At 35.3% G+C, this 17,689-nt stretch carries 19 protein-coding genes and 1 pseudogene; 15 read left to right on the top strand and 5 right to left on the bottom strand.

Annotation, left to right across the window (positions count from 1 at the left end):
- Positions 1 to 59 precede the first annotated feature (59 nt).
- The gene (locus FC57_RS00005; protein WP_007126579.1) at positions 60 to 812 is read right to left on the bottom strand and encodes an MIP/aquaporin family protein; all 753 of its coding nucleotides are present in this window, start codon (positions 810 to 812) and stop codon (positions 60 to 62) included.
- Between the two features lie 116 nt (positions 813 to 928).
- A complete protein-coding gene (locus FC57_RS00010; RefSeq protein ID WP_007126578.1) occupies positions 929 to 1,786 on the bottom strand; it encodes an RluA family pseudouridine synthase in 858 nt (285 codons plus the stop codon).
- A gap of 89 nt (positions 1,787 to 1,875) precedes the next feature.
- On the opposite strand from FC57_RS00010, the gene FC57_RS00015 reads away from it, so the two are divergent.
- The 7 genes and pseudogenes from FC57_RS00015 (at position 1,876) to FC57_RS00045 (ending at position 10,948) form a co-directional block, all read left to right on the top strand.
- Positions 1,876 to 3,933, top strand: coding sequence for a PBP1A family penicillin-binding protein (locus tag FC57_RS00015; RefSeq protein WP_007126577.1), 2,058 nt, complete (start codon positions 1,876 to 1,878; stop codon positions 3,931 to 3,933).
- 17 nt (positions 3,934 to 3,950) lie between these two features.
- Positions 3,951 to 4,301 (top strand): YlbF/YmcA family competence regulator, encoded by a 351-nt coding sequence (locus tag FC57_RS00020; RefSeq protein ID WP_007126576.1) that lies wholly within the window; start codon positions 3,951 to 3,953, stop codon positions 4,299 to 4,301.
- Between the two features lie 8 nt (positions 4,302 to 4,309).
- A complete protein-coding gene (locus FC57_RS00025; RefSeq protein WP_007126575.1) occupies positions 4,310 to 5,524 on the top strand; it encodes a metallophosphoesterase family protein in 1,215 nt (404 codons plus the stop codon).
- Positions 5,505 to 7,976 carry an ATP-binding protein gene (locus tag FC57_RS00030; RefSeq protein ID WP_040529814.1) on the top strand — a complete coding sequence of 824 codons (2,472 nt, stop codon included), beginning with the start codon at positions 5,505 to 5,507 and terminating at the stop codon, positions 7,974 to 7,976. The genes FC57_RS00025 and FC57_RS00030 overlap by 20 nt, the downstream gene beginning before the upstream one ends.
- Complete coding sequence (locus FC57_RS00035; RefSeq protein ID WP_007126573.1) at positions 7,969 to 8,946, top strand: 3'-5' exoribonuclease YhaM family protein; 978 nt, start codon at positions 7,969 to 7,971, stop codon at positions 8,944 to 8,946. Before FC57_RS00030 ends, FC57_RS00035 begins: the two co-directional genes overlap by 8 nt.
- A 315-nt stretch (positions 8,947 to 9,261) precedes the next feature.
- A pseudogene (locus FC57_RS00040) lies at positions 9,262 to 10,581 on the top strand (Y-family DNA polymerase).
- Positions 10,574 to 10,948, top strand: a complete 375-nt coding sequence (locus tag FC57_RS00045) for a hypothetical protein (RefSeq protein WP_007126569.1) — start codon at positions 10,574 to 10,576, stop codon at positions 10,946 to 10,948. Before FC57_RS00040 ends, FC57_RS00045 begins: the two are co-directional and overlap by 8 nt.
- A 66-nt stretch (positions 10,949 to 11,014) precedes the next feature.
- Here the strand turns inward: FC57_RS00045 and FC57_RS00050 are convergent, their stop codons facing one another.
- From FC57_RS00050 to FC57_RS00060, 3 genes are all read right to left on the bottom strand, one after another.
- On the bottom strand, positions 11,015 to 11,923 hold the full coding sequence (locus FC57_RS00050) for a peptidylprolyl isomerase PrsA (protein ID WP_081445822.1): 909 nt from the start codon (positions 11,921 to 11,923) through the stop codon (positions 11,015 to 11,017).
- 118 nt (positions 11,924 to 12,041) lie between these two features.
- Positions 12,042 to 12,398, bottom strand: a complete 357-nt coding sequence (locus tag FC57_RS00055) for a hypothetical protein (protein WP_007126567.1) — start codon at positions 12,396 to 12,398, stop codon at positions 12,042 to 12,044.
- Positions 12,399 to 12,409: 11 nt separating this feature from the next.
- Entirely contained in the window at positions 12,410 to 12,841 is a 432-nt protein-coding gene (locus tag FC57_RS00060) for an HIT family protein (RefSeq protein WP_007126566.1), read from the bottom strand.
- A gap of 108 nt (positions 12,842 to 12,949) precedes the next feature.
- Between FC57_RS00060 and FC57_RS00065 the strand changes: the two genes are divergently transcribed.
- The 8 genes from FC57_RS00065 to ytpR all read left to right on the top strand — a co-directional run bounded on the left by FC57_RS00065 (position 12,950) and on the right by ytpR (position 17,549).
- Positions 12,950 to 13,285 carry a HigA family addiction module antitoxin gene (locus FC57_RS00065; protein ID WP_007126565.1) on the top strand — a complete coding sequence of 112 codons (336 nt, stop codon included), beginning with the start codon at positions 12,950 to 12,952 and terminating at the stop codon, positions 13,283 to 13,285.
- A 13-nt stretch (positions 13,286 to 13,298) separates the two neighbouring features.
- Positions 13,299 to 14,042 carry an ABC transporter ATP-binding protein gene (locus FC57_RS00070; protein ID WP_040529811.1) on the top strand — a complete coding sequence of 248 codons (744 nt, stop codon included), beginning with the start codon at positions 13,299 to 13,301 and terminating at the stop codon, positions 14,040 to 14,042.
- On the top strand, positions 14,035 to 15,249 hold the full coding sequence (locus FC57_RS00075) for an ABC transporter permease (protein WP_007126563.1): 1,215 nt from the start codon (positions 14,035 to 14,037) through the stop codon (positions 15,247 to 15,249). The genes FC57_RS00070 and FC57_RS00075 overlap by 8 nt, the downstream gene beginning before the upstream one ends.
- A gap of 14 nt (positions 15,250 to 15,263) precedes the next feature.
- Positions 15,264 to 15,920 carry a tRNA (guanosine(46)-N7)-methyltransferase TrmB gene (gene trmB, locus FC57_RS00080; RefSeq protein WP_007126562.1) on the top strand — a complete coding sequence of 219 codons (657 nt, stop codon included), beginning with the start codon at positions 15,264 to 15,266 and terminating at the stop codon, positions 15,918 to 15,920.
- A gap of 15 nt (positions 15,921 to 15,935) precedes the next feature.
- On the top strand, positions 15,936 to 16,214 hold the full coding sequence (locus FC57_RS00085) for a hypothetical protein (RefSeq protein WP_007126561.1): 279 nt from the start codon (positions 15,936 to 15,938) through the stop codon (positions 16,212 to 16,214).
- Complete coding sequence (locus tag FC57_RS00090) at positions 16,207 to 16,485, top strand: DUF4160 domain-containing protein (RefSeq protein ID WP_007126560.1); 279 nt, start codon at positions 16,207 to 16,209, stop codon at positions 16,483 to 16,485. The genes FC57_RS00085 and FC57_RS00090 overlap by 8 nt, the downstream gene beginning before the upstream one ends.
- A gap of 75 nt (positions 16,486 to 16,560) precedes the next feature.
- Entirely contained in the window at positions 16,561 to 16,881 is a 321-nt protein-coding gene (locus FC57_RS00095; protein WP_007126559.1) for a thioredoxin family protein, read from the top strand.
- A gap of 20 nt (positions 16,882 to 16,901) precedes the next feature.
- Complete coding sequence (ytpR, locus tag FC57_RS00100; RefSeq protein WP_007126558.1) at positions 16,902 to 17,549, top strand: YtpR family tRNA-binding protein; 648 nt, start codon at positions 16,902 to 16,904, stop codon at positions 17,547 to 17,549.
- Positions 17,550 to 17,689: the final 140 nt, after the last annotated feature.

The following is a 17,689-nucleotide window of genomic DNA, read 5'->3' on the forward strand; positions in this document are numbered from 1 at the left end:
TACTTGACAGGGAATGTATCAAAATTTGAAGAACGACGCTTTGATTTTTTATTTTATTTTTATAAACCGAATGCGAGCTTGTAAAGCAATGCACCGCAGATACCACCTGCAATTGGCGCAACAACTGGCACCCAACCATAGTCCCAGTGAGCTGAACCCTTATGAGGCAATGGGCAGAATGCATAAACGATTCGCGGACCTAAGTCTCTTGCAGGATTCAATGCAGGACCAGTCGGACCACCGACGGCCATAACTAAGGCGGTGATTAAGAAACCAACACCAATGTTGGCGATGTCTTCTGATTGCTTGAAGAACATGCCACGATATAATCCAACAGCTACAAACAATAGAATAGCAGTACCAACGAATTCGGTAACAAATCCGTTTAATTTACTATTGGCGGAATCTCCTGTTGCAAAACTGGCGAAAACAGCATCATCACTGGCTGTTCTCTTAATGTATGGCCAGTAGACTGCTACTAATAAAAGCTGTCCAACAATTGCGCCAATCATTTGTACCAAAATATAAGGCAAAACTTGATCCCATGGGAAAACGCCAGAGCAAGCTTGGGCAAGGGTGACAGCAGGGTTCAAATGGTTACCTGAGATTGAACCGAACAACATTGCAGGAAGCATGACACCAAAGCCAAAACCAAATGCGATCAATAGCCAACCACCATTAGCTTGACCGTCGCGACTATTACCACCAGTATCACGTAATACTGAATTCGCAACTGAACCGTTTCCTAAAACTACCAAAATAATTGTACCGAAAAATTCAGCAAAATATTTCATCATCCAAGTATGTTCCATAATAATTACTTTTTACTCCTCTAGTAGAAAAAATAAATGAAAAATAGTACAACCAAAAATTATACACTTTACTGAAAAAATAGGTATGGTTATTTTAAAAAATGCAAGAAATTTGCTTATAGTTCTATTTTGTTTTGTGGCAATTTGACATTTAATCTTTCAAAAGAGAAGGGTTTTATTAAGGATATTTCGTATGCATCTAAAGCTAATTCTTCTCCAGTAAAGTTAGGATTATATAAAGGGTCTCCAATAATAGGAGCGCCTAAGTATGCTAAATGTACTCGGATTTGATGAGTACGGCCGGTTTCTAACGTTAGTTGTACAATTGCACTACCATTATTGTTTCTTTCCAAAATTTGATAATGAGTAATGGCTTTTTGTCCATCGTTTCTTACCATTCGTTTTCTTTGATCAGTTGGATCATGACCGATAGGTACATTAATTGTGCCCGTATCTTTTAGATTTTCTGCATGATCTACTTTAGCTAAATAATTTCTATGAAAAATTTTGGTTGTTAATTCTCTATTTAAAATTGGTACGACTGCGGGATTTTTGGCTACTAAAAGAAGACCACCTGTAAGCATATCAAGGCGGTGCACGATATAAGGACTGCTGCCCAAATAAGTAGCACAATCATTTAAAGCAGTATTTGTTTCATTTAAATTGGGATGTGTTTTTTGTCCTTTTTTCTTATTGATAATCAATAAATTTTTATCTTCGTAAACTACATCAGGCAAGTTACCACTGGCAGGATAATTTTGTTGATCAGATTCAACTTGATCTAAATAAATATCTATTTGTTCATTCGGAAAAACTTTCATATTAAAATATCGATATTGACCATTAATTTTTATATTTTGCTCTATTCTTAAATAATGCCGCCATTTTCTAGGGATAAGCAATTTACGTAAAACTTCATTTACCGGTAATGGATCAAGATTTTTAGGATAAAAAAGCGTAAAATGATAAACCATAAAAATTTCCTAAGTCTCTTTCAATTCTAAACACATGTTTTTACAATGTGATACAATTTTCTTGTTTCTAATTGTAAGGAGCATTATTAATGAATAACGACCAACCAAAAAGAAGTGGTTTCAAAGGTGCATGGCATCGTTTAGATAACCGCTTCTTTATCGGACGCTGGATTATTTTAATCCTGCTCACTCTTATGCTTTTAACTTGTACATATTATACAATTAAAGTTAAAACTTCGAATATTTCAAACTTAAAAGCATCTCTTTCAACTACGACTACTATTTATGATTATAAAGGTCGAAAAGCTGGTTCTTTATATTCACAAAAAGGGTCATTTGTTGAATATGATAAGATTTCGCCTAATATCAGAAATGCCGTAATTTCTACTGAAGATCGTACTTTTTGGAAAAATCCAGGTTTCAGTATTAAGGGAATGGCTCGTGCTGCTTTAAGTCTAATCATTCATCATGGTCAAGTTACCGGTGGGGGGTCTACTTTAACTCAGCAGTTAGCTAAGAATTCTCTATTGACTCAGCAGCAGACTTTCTCACGTAAATTGGAAGAACTGTTTTTTGCAATTGAAATCAATCATGTTTATTCCAAAAAAGATATTTTGACTATGTATCTGAACAACGCGTATTTCGGTAATGGTGTTTGGGGAGTGCAAGATGCTAGTCGCAGATACTTTGGTAAAAATGCTAGTGAAGTAACGGTTGGAGAAGCTGCTACATTAGCTGCCATGCTGCGTAATCCTAGCTATTACAACCCAATTGATCATATGGCTAATGCGTTGTCTCGGCGTAATTTAGTCTTGACCTTGATGGCCGATAACAATAAGTTAACCGCAGCTCAAGCTAAAGCTTATTCTAAACAAGGTTTGACGTTGAGGAATACGTTCAAGAATAAGGATGGCTATCGGTATCCTTACTTCTTCGATGCAGTGGTTGATGAAGCTATTAGCAAGTATGGCTTGACTGAAGAACAAGTTATGAATAAAGGGTTAAAGATTTATACGACCTTGAATCAAAATTATCAAGGCAAGTTGCAGGATACCTTTGAGCAAAGCTGGCTTTTCCCACAAAATGGCGCAGATGGTACCCAGTGTCAAGGTGCTAGTGTAGCTATGGATCCTAATACTGGTGCAGTACGTGCAATTATTGGTGGTCGTGGTCAACATGTATTCCGCGGTTACAATCGAGCTACGCAAATGAAGCGTCAGCCAGGTTCATCAATTAAGCCATTAGCTGTTTATTCACCAGCGCTTCAAGAAGGCTATCACTATGATTCACAACTTTCTAACAAGTTGCAAAAATTTGGTAAAAATGGTTATGAGCCGCATAATGTTGACAACGGTTATTCTGATAAGATTCCAATGTATCAAGCTCTCGCACAGAGTAAAAATGTACCTGCAGTTTGGCTACTTGATAAAATTGGCGTAAGCAAAGGCGTGCAGTCCGTTCAAAACTTTGGCATAAAGGTACCAAAGAGTGATCGAAACTTGGCTTTAGCTTTAGGCGGTTTGTCAACTGGTGTTTCTCCGTTACAGATGGCTCATGCTTATTCTGCTTTTGCCAATAAAGGCAACCTGCCTAATAATTCATTCTTTATTACTAGAATTACAGATGCTAGTGGTAATGTTTTAGCAGAAAACAATAATCCGGGGACGCACCGCATTATCTCCGAAAACACTGCAAAAGAAATGACTACAATGATGCTCGGGGTTTTTGCCAATGGTACCGGTCAAGCTGCTCAACCAAGTGGTTATCGTGTTGCCGGAAAGACTGGATCTACAGAAGTACCTAATTCGTATGGTTTTGGTACAAAGGATCAATGGATTGTTGGGTATACTCCAGATATTGTGCTTGCTACTTGGGTTGGTTTTGATCGAACCAATAAGCAGCATTATATGCAAGGAATTTCTGAAACGGGTATTACGCGTTTATATAAGGCTGAAATGGAAGGTATTTTGCCATATACTGCGCAAACGCAATTCTCAGAAAAGGCACCTAACCAGATTGTTAAGAATAACGGTTCGAACTTTGATTGGACTGGCGGATTGGGACAAAAAATTCAAGATGGCATAGGTTCTGCAGGACAGAAGATTAATGAATGGTATAATGATGTGAAAGGTCTATTAGGCCAATAAAATTTAGGAGGACATTAATGGTTAACGTTTATGATTCAGCTAATAAGTTAGCAGAAGATTTAACTCAAACTGATCAATATAAGGCTTTAGCAGATGCTATTAAGGATGTTAAGGCAGATGAAGAAAGCGCAGCTATGTTCAAGAAGATGGATGAATTACAAACCAAGATCTTGAAGGCACAACAAGCTGGTCAATCACTTTCTAAAGAAGATCAAGAGGCTTACAAAGACTTGAATGAAAAGGTGCAAAAGAACGATAAGATCGTTACAATGCTTAAGACCGAACAAGCTTTGTATAATTTGCTCAATGATATTCAAAAGACTTATTCTAAACCAATTACTGATCTTTATGAAGATCTTAGAAACTAGAATTCGCGATGAAATTTATCCATTTTGCGGATGCGCACTTAGATAGTCCATTTCGTGGGCTATCTTTTTTGCCATCTAAAGAGTTTAAACAAATATATCAAGCTGCAGATCAATCTTTGAAAAAAATTGTTGATTTGGCTTTAGCTGAAAACGTTGATTTAGTATTAATTGCTGGTGATACTTTTGATAGTGATAAACCATCTCCACGTGCCCAGTTGTTTTTTGCTCAGCAGATTAAACGATTAACAGATCAAAATATTCAAGTGGTGATGATTTTTGGTAATCACGATCATATGAAGCAGGAAGATTTGTTAGTTAGTCCATCCCCATATTTCAAGCTTTTGGGTAATAACGAAAAAGTCGAACAAGCTACTTTTAAAACTAGAAATGGCTTTGACTATGATGTCGTTGGCTTTTCTTATTTAAATAATCATATTACTCATGATATGGTGCCTGATTTTCCAGAAAAAGGTAAAAATTATACTTTTGGTTTAATGCATGCGCAGGAAAGGGCACAAACTAATAATGTTTACGCTCCATTTTCTGTCAGTGAGATTCAGAATCTTAATTATGATTACTTTGCTTTAGGTCATATTCATGCTCGTATGAATTTAAGTGAAAAGCCATGGATTGTTTATCCTGGTAATATTCAAGGGCGTCATATTAATGAACTGGGTGAAAAGGGATGCTATCTTGGCGAGATTGATGAAAATACTGGTAAGACTAGTATTTCATTTAAAAAGACCGGTCCAATTGTTTGGCAAGGCGTAGAAATTAATCTTGATTCCGAAATTAGTAAGACTGACTTGCAAACAAAGATTGTTTCAGTATTAAGTGAAGTCAAGCAAAAGACTTATTTCAGTTTAACCATTAAGGGTGCGCAGTTCTTAACTGAAGAAGAGCGTGAATTAACGCAAGATACTGATTTTTGGCAAACAATTTCGCAAAGTCTGCCATTTGATTCACAACTTGTTGATGTGCGTTATCAAATTAATGCTAGTTTGAAATTGAATGAAAATGATCGCGTAGCTTTTGACAAGGCTAAAGCGGAGATTTTTGCTAGCGATGAATTTAGTAAAATTGTAAACGATTGGAAAAAGAAAGATCCTGAAGCAGCAGCGTTAGCTGAAAATGCAGATTTTATTGATGATGTCAAGCAACTCACAGAGGTTAAATTGATGAGCAGATTGAAAGGAATTAATGATGAGACTGAAACAAATTAAGATGATCAATTTTGGGCAGTTCTCAAATAAGACTTTTGATTTACCCAGTGATAAGATTAATGTTTTCTTTGGTGCAAATGAGGCTGGTAAAAGTACTACAGTTGCTTTTATTAAGCAAATTATGTTTGGGTTTCATTTGCGTAGCAATTCTTCGCCATTTTTTGAAGATTACACACCGCTGGCACATGTTAGTCCAATGGGCGGTAGCCTGATTTTTGATGTTAATGGCAGCGAATATGAGTTAGAACGTCTATATGCCAAGGGAGATAAGACTAAGCGTGGTATTTTGACTGTTAAAAAAGATGGTCAAGTAGTACCTGAAAATTTATTTTTTGATCAGATTGAAAATATTGATGGTTCATTTTATGCTGATAGTTTTATCTTCAATCAGGAAATGCTGGGTCAAGTAAGCAGCCTTAGTCAGGAAGATCTTCTTGAACGTATTTATTACTTAGGTGCAGCTGATAGTGGCAAGTTACTTGAAATGCGTGATGATTTTGCTAAAGAAGCAAGTAAGCTTTTTAAGAAAACAGGGAAAAAGCCAGAAGTTAACCAACTTTTAAAACAATTAGAAACTGATCGTGAAGATCTTACCCAAACTCAAGATGAATTTAACAATTATGAAGAACTGGATCGAGATCTAACTAACAAGGCTGAAGAACTTCAAAAGAGGCAAAAAGTTCTTCAAGATTTGCATGCTAAAGAGCAAAACTTGCGAGATCTGCAAAAAGAACTTGGAAATTATCAAACTTTACTTGAATTACAAAAGCAGGTTAAAGATGTAGCTTTTGATAGTGAAAGCTATCAAAAAGCTCAAGACATTATGGCTCAAGGTCGTAATTTACAACGAACCATTAAATCTTTAGAAGAACAGCTGGCAGATCTGGATGTTGATAATCAAGATAATGTAATTGAAAATAAGAAGTTGATTCGGCAAAAGCCTCAATTGCTTCAGTGGCAAGCGGAATATCGGGCTTGTCAACAAAAGACTGCTGAATTAGAGCAAGAAAAAGAACAGATCTTAACTTTAGCGCCAGATATTAAGCAATTGCTTGATTTGGATTCTATGCAGATTAAACAATTACAAGCTGACTATTCAAATTTACCTAAGCAAGTAAATAGTGCTGTCAATAATAATGATAAGCTTTGGTACATTGTTGGTGGAGTTCTAGCAGTTGTCGGCTTAGCTTTGTTAACAATGATGGGAATAGTTGGCTTGATTGTCCTAATAGCTGGAGTTGGGGTTATTGCAGCTGGTTATTTGAAAAACTCCGATCAAAGTAAACAAGATGCACTTATTTTGAAAAAACGTCAAGCTTTTCAAAATAAGTATGGCTTAAATCCAGATAATTTAAATTTGGATAATTTACTTACTAGTGCTAATCAGTATCATTTGAAAGAGACCGCTGAGCAGGCTAATAATGACCAGCTGAGTGAATTAAATCAAGATGTCGCTCAATTAGCCACAAATGTACAAAATGCACTGAAAAAGCCTATAGAGAATGATTTTAGTGATATTTTGAATGGAATAGATGAATTAGAAGAAAAAATGAGTGAAGCGCAAGAATTAACTCAAAAAAGATCTAGTTTATTGACCTCACTTAATCAAAATAAGCAGGATTTAAAAGAATTAGGCTTGAAGCTAAGGGCTTTATTTGCTCAAGCAAATGTGGAAAATATGGCAGGCTATGATGCTTTATATCAAGATTCGCTTAAACAAGCCAAGATTAAAACGCAGGTTGAGGCGCTTGAAAAGAGCTTGCATGATGATTTAATTGAGTTAAAGAAGACAGCGGCAAAGCCCAATGAATTGACGGATCATTTGCAAGAATTAGCTAAACAAATTGACATGGCTAATAATGAAGTTAATGGATTGCAACAAGAAGTAGCTCAAATTCAAGTTCAGTTAAATAATTTAGCTGATTCAACAGCCGTGTTTGAAGCTAAACAAAATTTGGCTAATACTGAAACCAATTTTGCAACTAGTAGTAAAGAATATTTAGCTAATTTATTAGCATCTAAATGGATTGGCCGTTCGCTTGATTTAGCCTCTAATGAGCGTTTCCCTAAGATGTTAAAAGCGGCTAAGGAATATTTAGCATTGCTTACAGGCGGGCGCTATGTTGATTTAGATTTAGGTAAGAAGTTAACTGTAATAAGGAAAGATGGTAAAAAGCGTGACGTGAAATATTTATCGCGCGGAACAGCCGAACAGCTTTACTTTGCCTTGAAGTTAGCCTTTATTGAACAAATTAAGGATGAGATTAATCTACCAATTTTGATTGATGATTCATTTGTAAACTTCGATGATCGGCGCGTTGGTTATATTGAAAAATTACTTAAGGAGATTAGTGAGAATAATCAAGTACTTATTTTCACAGCTCAAGGGAATTTAGTAGATAGATTAGGACTTGAACCTCTAACTTTTACGAAAGGAACACAAAATGCTTAAACGGCTTTTAGATTACAACGATGGCGAGGAAATGGACATCGTTGTCTTAATTAAAAATTCACAGTTGCGCCATAATAAGAAAAATAAGCTATTTTTAGCAATCCAATTTGGTGATGGATCAGGTGAAATTCGTGGTAATTTTTGGGATGCAACTAATCAAGATGCGGCAACTTTTAGTACGGGCACTATTGTTGAATTAAATGGTAAAAGAGAAGAGTATCAAGGTCGTCCTCAAATTAGAATTTATAGTTTACGAGTAGTGAGTCCAAGTGAGGGTTATCAACTTGATCAGTTTGTTAAGTCTGCTCCGGAACCAATTAGTGATATGCAAAATGAGATTGAACATTTTGTAATGCAAATTGAGAATTCTACTTGGAAGACCATTGTAGAGTATCTGCTTAAAAAATGGGGTAAACGATTCTTTGATTATCCAGCAGGAAAGAGCAATCACCATGCAGTACGTGGTGGCTTGGCATTTCATACTTTATCAATGTTAAAGGATGCTAAGGGCTTGGCTGATAATTATGAGCAAGTTAATCGGTCGTTGCTTTATGCTGGGTGTATTTTGCATGACATGGGTAAAGTCTTAGAATTAACTGGCCCAGCAGCAACGCAGTATACGCCAGAAGGCAATTTGGTAGGTCACTTAGTTTTAATCGATGAACAAATTATGCTGGCAGCTCAGGATTTAAAGATGGATCTAGAGTCAGAAGATTTATTGTTATTACGGCATATGGTTTTATCTCACCATGGTCGATTTGAATATGGTTCCCCTAAGTTGCCAGCTTTGCTTGAAGCGGAATTGCTTCATCGTATCGATGATTTAGATGCAGCAGTTTATGCAATAACAAATGCTTTGCAGCATACCCCAAAGGGTACGTTTACAGAACCACTGCTTAGTCAAGATGGCAAGCGATACTATCGTCCTAAGAGAGATACAGCGCTTGATAATGCTAAACATTTGGAATAACTAAAGAACAGGTAATTCGCATTGTGCGAGTTACCTGTTCTTTTGGTTTATTTTTCATTTTTATCGGGTTTATAAACTTTGATCCATTTTCTGAAAGAAGTAACTTTAATTTCGTCAGAAGTTGGTACACGTAAAATGTCCATAGATTCATATTTTCCATGATTTAGCTCGCTTTCTAAAATAACTTAATTACATTTTATCTCATGTAAGAATTTTAATATTAAAACATTTACCCACACACTTGTTTGCACAAACAAATGTTTATATAATATAAATATAAACACGAACAAACGTGCAAATGAGAGTGTAGATACAATGTACGATTATAGATATGAGCAACACCGAATAATTTTTATGATAGATAATAAGAGTTTCTTTGCTTCCTGCGAAGCTTTACGATTGGGACTTAATCCCATGAAGGTTTGCTTAGCCGTGATTTCGCGACAAAAGGGTGCAAATTGGGGCTCAGGCTTAATAATGGCAGCTTCTCCTTTAGCTAAGAAAAAATATGGTCTTCATAATGTAATGCGCGCAAAACAGTTGCCGTCTAAAAAAGAAGCACCAGATCTTATGTTGGTAGATCCTCATATGAATTTGTACATTAAGCGAAGCATGCAAGTTCTAGATATTTTTCGTAAATATGCGGCAGATGAAGATATTCACATGTATTCAATTGATGAAGGGATGATTGACATGACCAAATCCTGGAAATTATTTGATGATGATCCTTATTATGTTGCACGAAAAATTCAAGAAGATATTCGAGATACTATTGGACTGTACACGACTTGTGGCATTGGTGAAAATCCACTTTTGGCAAAACTGGCGATGGATAATGCAGTTAAACATAATAAGTCAATGATTGCATTTTGGCATTATATAGATGTACCGGATACGATTTGGAAGATTCCTAAATTAGAAGATGTGTGGGGAATTAATACTAGAACCGCTGATCATTTGCGTCGAGTCGGGATTAATAATATGTATGAATTAGCACATACTGATCTTGATATTTTGAAAAGAGAGTTTGGCGTAATTGGCGAGCAGCTTTACGCCGAGAGCTGGGGTGTTGATCGCAGTATTATTAGTTATAAATACCATCCTAGATCGAAAAGTTATGGTAATTCTCAAGTTTTACAACGAGATTATTTTAATCAGCGCCAGATTGAAGTGATTATTAGAGAAATAGGGGAACAAGTTGCAGCGCGAATTAGAGCGCACAATTTGCAGACATCTTGTGTCAATTTGTTCATTGGTTATTCATTAGAAGAAATTGATTATGGTGAACATCGGGCTGGCTTTAATGTACAGAAGAAGATCATACCGACGAATGTAAATCATGATTTGGTGAGGAGTTTGCTATTTTTGTTTAGACAAAATTGGCATGGACAAGCTGTGCGGTGCATTGGCGTTAATTATGGTCGGTTAGTTCCAGATCGCTGCATGTAATTAAATATTTTGGAAAGTCCAGAATTACAAATTAAACGGTATAAGCTAGATCATGTAGTAGATCGCGTTAGAAAAAAGTATGGTTTTTCTGCATTAGTTAAAGCTTCAAGCTTGATTCAAGGCGCTACAGCTATTGAACGGAGTAATCTGGTTGGCGGCCATAATGGTGGTAATGCCTATGAATAGGCGTCCGATGTCTGATTTTGATAAAAAAGTAGATGCATTTTTTAGAAATTATCAGGATCGAGGGATGAAAAAGTGGGCAGGCTTTTTTCCAAGTGATCATACTGCTAAGATTAATCACGCTAAAGCTAAAAGATCAATTGTTTATCCTAAGAGATCTGAGATGACACAAGAAGAGATTAGCATGATACTTTTTAAAGCTTTTAGCAATCATTATCAGGTACGTATTCAATTGAAAAGGCTGAATGAAAATGGCAATTTATCGGCAGATATTATTGGCTTTGTTGAAGGATATAATGGTGAATCTACAATTGTGATTTCTGGTACTTGGATAGATCTTGATGAAATTAATCATGTAGACATTATCTAGTTGAAATAAAAAAAGGTGCTAAGAGAAAAATCTCTTAACACCTTTGTATTTTATCTAAGTTAATTATTACTTAGTAACGTTGTTAGTTGAAACGTATGAAGATAATACATCCTTCAAGTCGTTGTCCTTGATTGAAACATCAGCACGCTTCAAAACAGTTGAGATAACGTCTTTCATAGTTGCTTGATCTTGAGCCATTGATGCGTAAATTTCATCATCGATAGCCTTCTTGTGATCAGCAAACTTACCCTTAGCTGGGTGGTTGATCATCTTAATTACGTGGTAACCAGATTGTGACTTAACTGGAGTTGAAGTAACTTCACCAGTCGTAAGCTTGAATGCAGCAGTCTTGAATGCTGAATCAAGAGTGTTGTCAGTTGAGTCAAATGCAGGAAGCTTACCAGCCTTGTTCTTAGTAGCAGTATCAAGTGAGTACTTCTTAGCTAAGCTACTGAAGCTCTTGCCATCTTTTAATTGCTTAATGATAGTTTCAGCAGTTGACTTCTTGGCAACTAAAATGTGTTGAACAGTTACCTTAGGTTGGTAACTCTTCCAAGCTTTTTCTTCTTGGCTCTTAGTAACCTTCTTGATGTGCTTTAATGCTTGTTCAGAAAGAAGGTTAGTCTTTAAGTTTTCCTTGAAGCTTGAAGCAGTCATACCGTTTTGTTGTAAAACAGCACTAAATTGTGAGCCGTATTGCTTCTTGTAGTTGTTGTATTGCTTGTCAACTTTCTTTGATGAAACATATTTGCCGTATTGTTGTTCCAAGGCACGGTTGATAATCATGTTAGCTAAAGTTGATTTACCAGCTTGTGACTTCTTCATTTCATCGTAGTATTGTTGTTGAGTAATCTTACCACCCTTGTAGGAAGCAACGGTAGAATTGCTACCACTGTTAGAACAAGCAGCAGTTGATAATGCAACACCAGCTACAGCTGCGACTGCAGCAATTTTCTTAATATAACTCTTCTTCATATAATTAAATCTCCACATCCTTAAATAAGTAACTGTCAACTAATATACCATAAAAATGACTAAATCGTTTTTTAATTAGCCAATATTCATAGAAAAATCAAATTTTCTTTAATTTTTCTTATTTCTTTTCTTTAATTTCAGTATTTTCACCTGTAATTGAATTTAAATCTTGGTTAATTTCGTCACCTTTTTGTTTAATACGATCCACTGTAGGTTGGATATGTCTAGAATATTTTTCGACATTATCGCTTAAATCGCTAATGGTTCTTTGAGCAGCAGGCATTTGTTCATTCAATTCTTGCGTTGCCTTTTTTGCCTTTTGCAAAGCAGTACTGAAACGACCAGCTTCATGCTTTACTGCATCGAATTCTTCCTTTAAAGGTTTACCTGGACGATCTCCGTTGCTATCTTTTAAACATGAAAAAACGAAACCAGCTGCAGAGCCAAATACTAAACCTAATAGAAAACGTTTCATCTTATTACTCCTTAAAATTGAGCTTTAATCTTGTTGGCTACTTCGGTGTATTTTGCTTCATCATATTTGTCGGCATTGTTACGAGTCATTAACTTCAAGCCATCGCCTTCAAAACGGGGAATAAAGTGAATATGTGAGTGCATAACCACTTGGTTAGCTGACTTACCGTTGTTAGTGGTAATGTTCATTCCTGTGACATTAGGGAATGCTTTTTTAATTGCATTAGCAATTTCGGGAATGTATTGCAAGTATTGTTGTACATCTTCCTTAGTGTAATCAAACAAGTTAACGATATGCTTTTTTGGCACCATTAAAGTGTGACCTGGGTTTACTTGTGAGATGTCCAAGAATGCTTTAACATCATCATTTTCAAAAACGGTGTAGCTTGGGATTTCACCACGAATAATTTTACAAAATAAACAATCGTCTACTAATTTTTCCATAATTAAAATACCTCTTGTGTTTGAACTTTAGTTTCTACTAACATCCATGATATTATAAAATGTGATAGTTTACTAAGGAAAAGTAGTGATTATGAAAGTTGATTACGTATGTTACACCGAGAAAATAGGATAAAAAAGTATCATACTAGTTCAGCAGCTGATTTGATTAAAGAAACAATGGATTATTATGATATTACTCAAACGGATCTAGCTAAAAGACTAGGTGTGAGTCAAAAGAATATCTCAGATATTTTAAAAAGAAAAAGATTTATTAATGAAGTATTGGCCTTAAGAATTGAAAAAGTAATGGGTATTTCTAGTGAATTATTATTGTCATTAGATTCTCACTACAAGTTACATATGGCTAAGCAAAATAATGAAATAGATAAAAACAAGCATAAGACTAATCTTTTCTTGCAAAGATATGATTGGGTAAATGCTTAGAAAGAATACTAAAATGACACTAAAAATTGAACACTTAACTGGAGGCTATACTGGAGTTCCAGTTATTAAAAATATTAATTTAGAAATTAAACCTGGTGAAGCTCTTGGCTTAATTGGATTAAATGGGGCTGGTAAGTCAACTACAATTAAGCACATTTTAGGTTTGCTTCGTCCACAAAAAGGGAAAATTACATTAAACGATATTGTTTTAACGCAACAACCAACGAAATTTAAACGAGAAGTTGCTTATATTCCCGAAACACCAATTTTGTATCCTGAATTGACATTAAAGGAACATTTAGAGTTGACTATGCTTAGCTATCATTTGGATGAAAAGAAAGCATGGGAGAGAGCTCACGAGTTGCTTAAAATGTTTCGTCTTGATGATAAGTTAGAATGGTTGCCAATCCATTTTTCAAAAGGGATGCGACAAAAAGTAATGATCGTATCTGCTTTCTTGGCTAATACTAGTCTGCTAGTTATTGACGAACCATTTACCGGTTTGGATCCACTTGCCGTAGCTAACTTGATCGATTTGATCAAAAAGGCAATTGCCAATGGCAAAATGGTATTGATGACTACACACGTTTTAGCCGATGCCCAGCAAGCGATTTCTAACTATGCTGTTTTAAATAATGGCACGATTGAAGTAATTGGCAGTTTACAAGATATTCGCCAACATTATGGTTTAAAGTCTGATGATCCATTTGATAAGTTATATTTAGCTTTGAATAGAGAGGATCGTAGCAATGCGTGAGTTAGCTAAGAAAAGGTTGAATGAGAACCTTAAACAATCCATTAAATATCTAACATTGGTGTTTAATGACTTCTTTATTTTGGCTTTGATCTTTTTAGTTGGTGCACTCATGTTTTGGTATGCCGAAGCAATGAAGACGATGCCCAGCAATTTGTGGTTTTATAAGCCTTTAGTTGGCTTTATTTTGTGGTTACCGCTTTTAACGGGACGGTTGGTTACTTTAATTAAAGAAGCAGATATGCAATTCCTGTTTACACAGGATGAACAGATGAAAGAATATCTGAAACCGATGTATCGTTATAGCTTAACCTTGCCATTTATTCTTGAAATATTGTTAGCAGGTATAGTATTTCCTTTTGCTACGATTAAAGCAGGAGTGAGTGTTTCAGGCTATGTTCTGCTTGTTATTGCCATGCTTTTTATCAAAGCTGCTGAGCTCGATATTGAAGAAAACAATTTGCATTTTGGTAAAAAAATTGGCTTTTTGACTGTCAGCTTAGTTGCCTTAGTTGTCGCTTTGATTTCTGCTTATTATCCAATTTTTGGCGATGTACTTGGTGTAGTTGCAATTGTGTATGTGCCTTACTTCAGCAACAAGAAAAATAAACAGCTCTTTGATTGGCGTTATGCTGTTGAAAACGAAAAGGCTAGAAAAGATCGTGTATATTCAATTTTCAGTATGTTTACCGATGTACAAGAAAAACAAGTAAATATTAAGCGCAGAAAGTATTTAGACTTTCTTCTGCCACGATCAATTGTTAAAGAAAATCCAAACTTGTTCTTATATAGAAGATCATTGCTTAGGAATCCAGAATACCTGAATCTCTTAGTTAGAATGACTGTGTTTGCTATTTTGATTTCTTGGCTAGTACAGGATTGGCGCTGGGCACTTGGATTATCCTGCTTGGTAATTTTCTTGACAGTTTACCAATTATTGCCAATGGCTACAGAATTTGATCGCAACTTTATGTATCGCGTTTATCCAATTGAACGTAGAAATCGGGGCAAAGATTTAGTTAAAGTATTGACACTAGGATTATTTATTCAATGGCTTTTAATTAGTGTTTGCTGGCTAATTGTCCTGCCAATTAATCTTAACTTGTTTGAAGCTGTAGGTATTTTACTAGTCTTTACAGCATTAGTAACTGCAGCATATTTACCAAACCGAGTTAAGAAAATGAATCAAAAGAATTTTGGAATTAGATAAGGAAAATATAGAGAATGAGATTAAGAAATAAACCTTGGGCTGTAAAACTGGTTAATGAACATCCTGAAAGTGTTTTACAAAATCCTGATCCTGAAAAAAAGATTGATTGGACTGAAAGATTTGGCAACGATCATCCAATTGAAATTGAAGTAGGTTCTGGTAAGGGACATTTTATTACTACATTGGCAGAGATGCATCCCGATAAGAATTACGTAGCTTTGGAATTGCAAACGACTGCAGCTGGAATTATTTTGCGGACAAAGCTGGAAAAGGGTTTAGACAATTTACAAATCTTGCGTGGGGATGCAGCAGATATTAATTGTTTCTTTGATGAAAATACTACTGATGTAATTTACTTGAATTTCAGTGATCCATGGCCAAAAACTCGCCACGAAAAGCGTCGTTTAACTTATAAGAGCTTTTTAAGCAAGTATAAACAAGTATTGAAGCCAGAAGGTCATATCGAATTTAAGACTGATAATTCAGGTTTGTTTGCATACTCAGTTCAAAGTATGAATAATTTTGGGATGCACTTTGACTTTGTTTCTGTTGATTTACATCATGAAAAACCAGAAATTGTGGAAAAGAATATTGAAACAGAATACGAGCATAAATTCGCAGCCAAGGGCAATCCGATTTATGCATTGCATGCCAGTTTTCAAACAAAATAATAAGAGGTAAGAAAAATGCTTTATCCGTATGCTGAGTTTCCTGGTAGATTAATTGTTACTTGTTCAGAAATAATCAATGATGAGAAAGTTGAAGGAAAAAAGAAAATCTTGGTGAATTTTGAAATGCCAACTGATTTTGGTTTTAAAGAAGCGAGATATAGTTTACCAGATTATAAGATGATTTTTAATGAAGATTTCTCTCCTTCAGAAACAAAAAGAAATGAAAAAATTCTTCATAACAATGCCGAACTGATCTGGGAAGTGTCAGAAGAGGAGAGTAAAAAACGTGCCTAATTATTTCACTTTTTTGGGACTGAAATTATATTTTTGGTCAAATGAAGGGAATGAACCTATCCATGTGCATGTTGCACATGGTAAGCCTTCATTATCTTCGACAAAATTCTGGATATTATCAGATGGTTCTTGCCAACAAGCCAATAACAAAGGAGAACTATCTCGCAAAGAAATAAAGCTGGTAACAAAATTTATTGTAAAGAACTATGATGAAATTTGTGAAACCTGGAAAGATTTTTATAATTTAAAAGAAATAACTTTTTATAAATAAAACAAAGTAGTTTGCAAAAACTTAACATTTTTGTATAATACTTATAAAAAGTAAGAAAGAATAGAGGCATAAAAAATGGAAAAGATTAAAGAATTAACTGAAGATAAATTACAAGAAATCACCAAATCTGGTCGTGTTGTTTTAGAATTCTCAGCAACTTGGTGCCCAGATTGCCGCTTCCTTGATCCATTTTTGCCAGAAATTGAAAAAGACTTTTCAGAAGCCAAATTTTACCAAATCGACCGTGATGGTTCAGTTGATGTCGCAAAAAAATTAATGATTATGGGAATTCCTTCATTTGTTGTCTACCAAGATGGCAAAGAAATTGGTAGACTAGTAAATAAGGACCGTAAAACAAAAGATGAAGTAGAAAAATTTTTACGATCACTTGACTAATAGAGGAGATTTAAAAAAGCATGATTACTAGTACTAATAAAGAAGCTTATCCTAATACTTTGATCGTTATTTTGGGTCATGACGAAGGTCGTAGCTCATTTGAAGAAAAAGATGACGTTACTCGCGTAACTAACGATGAAGGTAAAACTATCGGTTTCAACTTCTTCAACGTTAATAAATTTATGGACTACGACAAGTTGCCAAATGGTCCAGTTAAGCTTTCAGATGATGAACTTGCTGCTCTTAACAAGAAACTTGCTGAAGCTGGCTTTGATGACAAACTTGCATATGGTAAGCCAACTCTTGTTTATGGTTATGTTAAGACTTGTGAAAAGCACCCAGATTCAGATCACCTTCATGTAACTACTGTTCAAGTTGGTGATGATGAAGAACATCAAATTGTTTGTGGTGCTCCTAACATTGCTCAAGGTCAAAAAGTAGTTGTTGCACTTCCTGGTACTTTGATGCCAAATGGTGAACAAATTTGGCCAGGCAAGTTACGTGGCGTTGATTCATACGGCATGATTTGTTCAGCTCGTGAACTTGGTTTGCCACATGCTCCACAAAAGCGTGGTATCATGGTTGTTCCTGATAACTTTAAAGTTGGTGCAGAATTTGAACCAACTAAGTGCGATGAATTAATTGCTAGTGGCGAAATCACTTTATAATTTTGATAAAAGAAGCGTTGAGATTAGTTCCCAATGTCATTAAGTTAAGACATTGGATTAGTTCTCAGCGCTTTTTTTGCTGTCTTGGGATAATCAAACAAAGGTATAATAGAACCATAACGAGTTATTTAAGTAAACCA

It is taken from the genome of Lactobacillus ultunensis DSM 16047 (assembly GCF_001436305.1).
In the GTDB taxonomy this organism is placed as follows: Bacteria; Bacillota; Bacilli; order Lactobacillales; family Lactobacillaceae; genus Lactobacillus; species Lactobacillus ultunensis.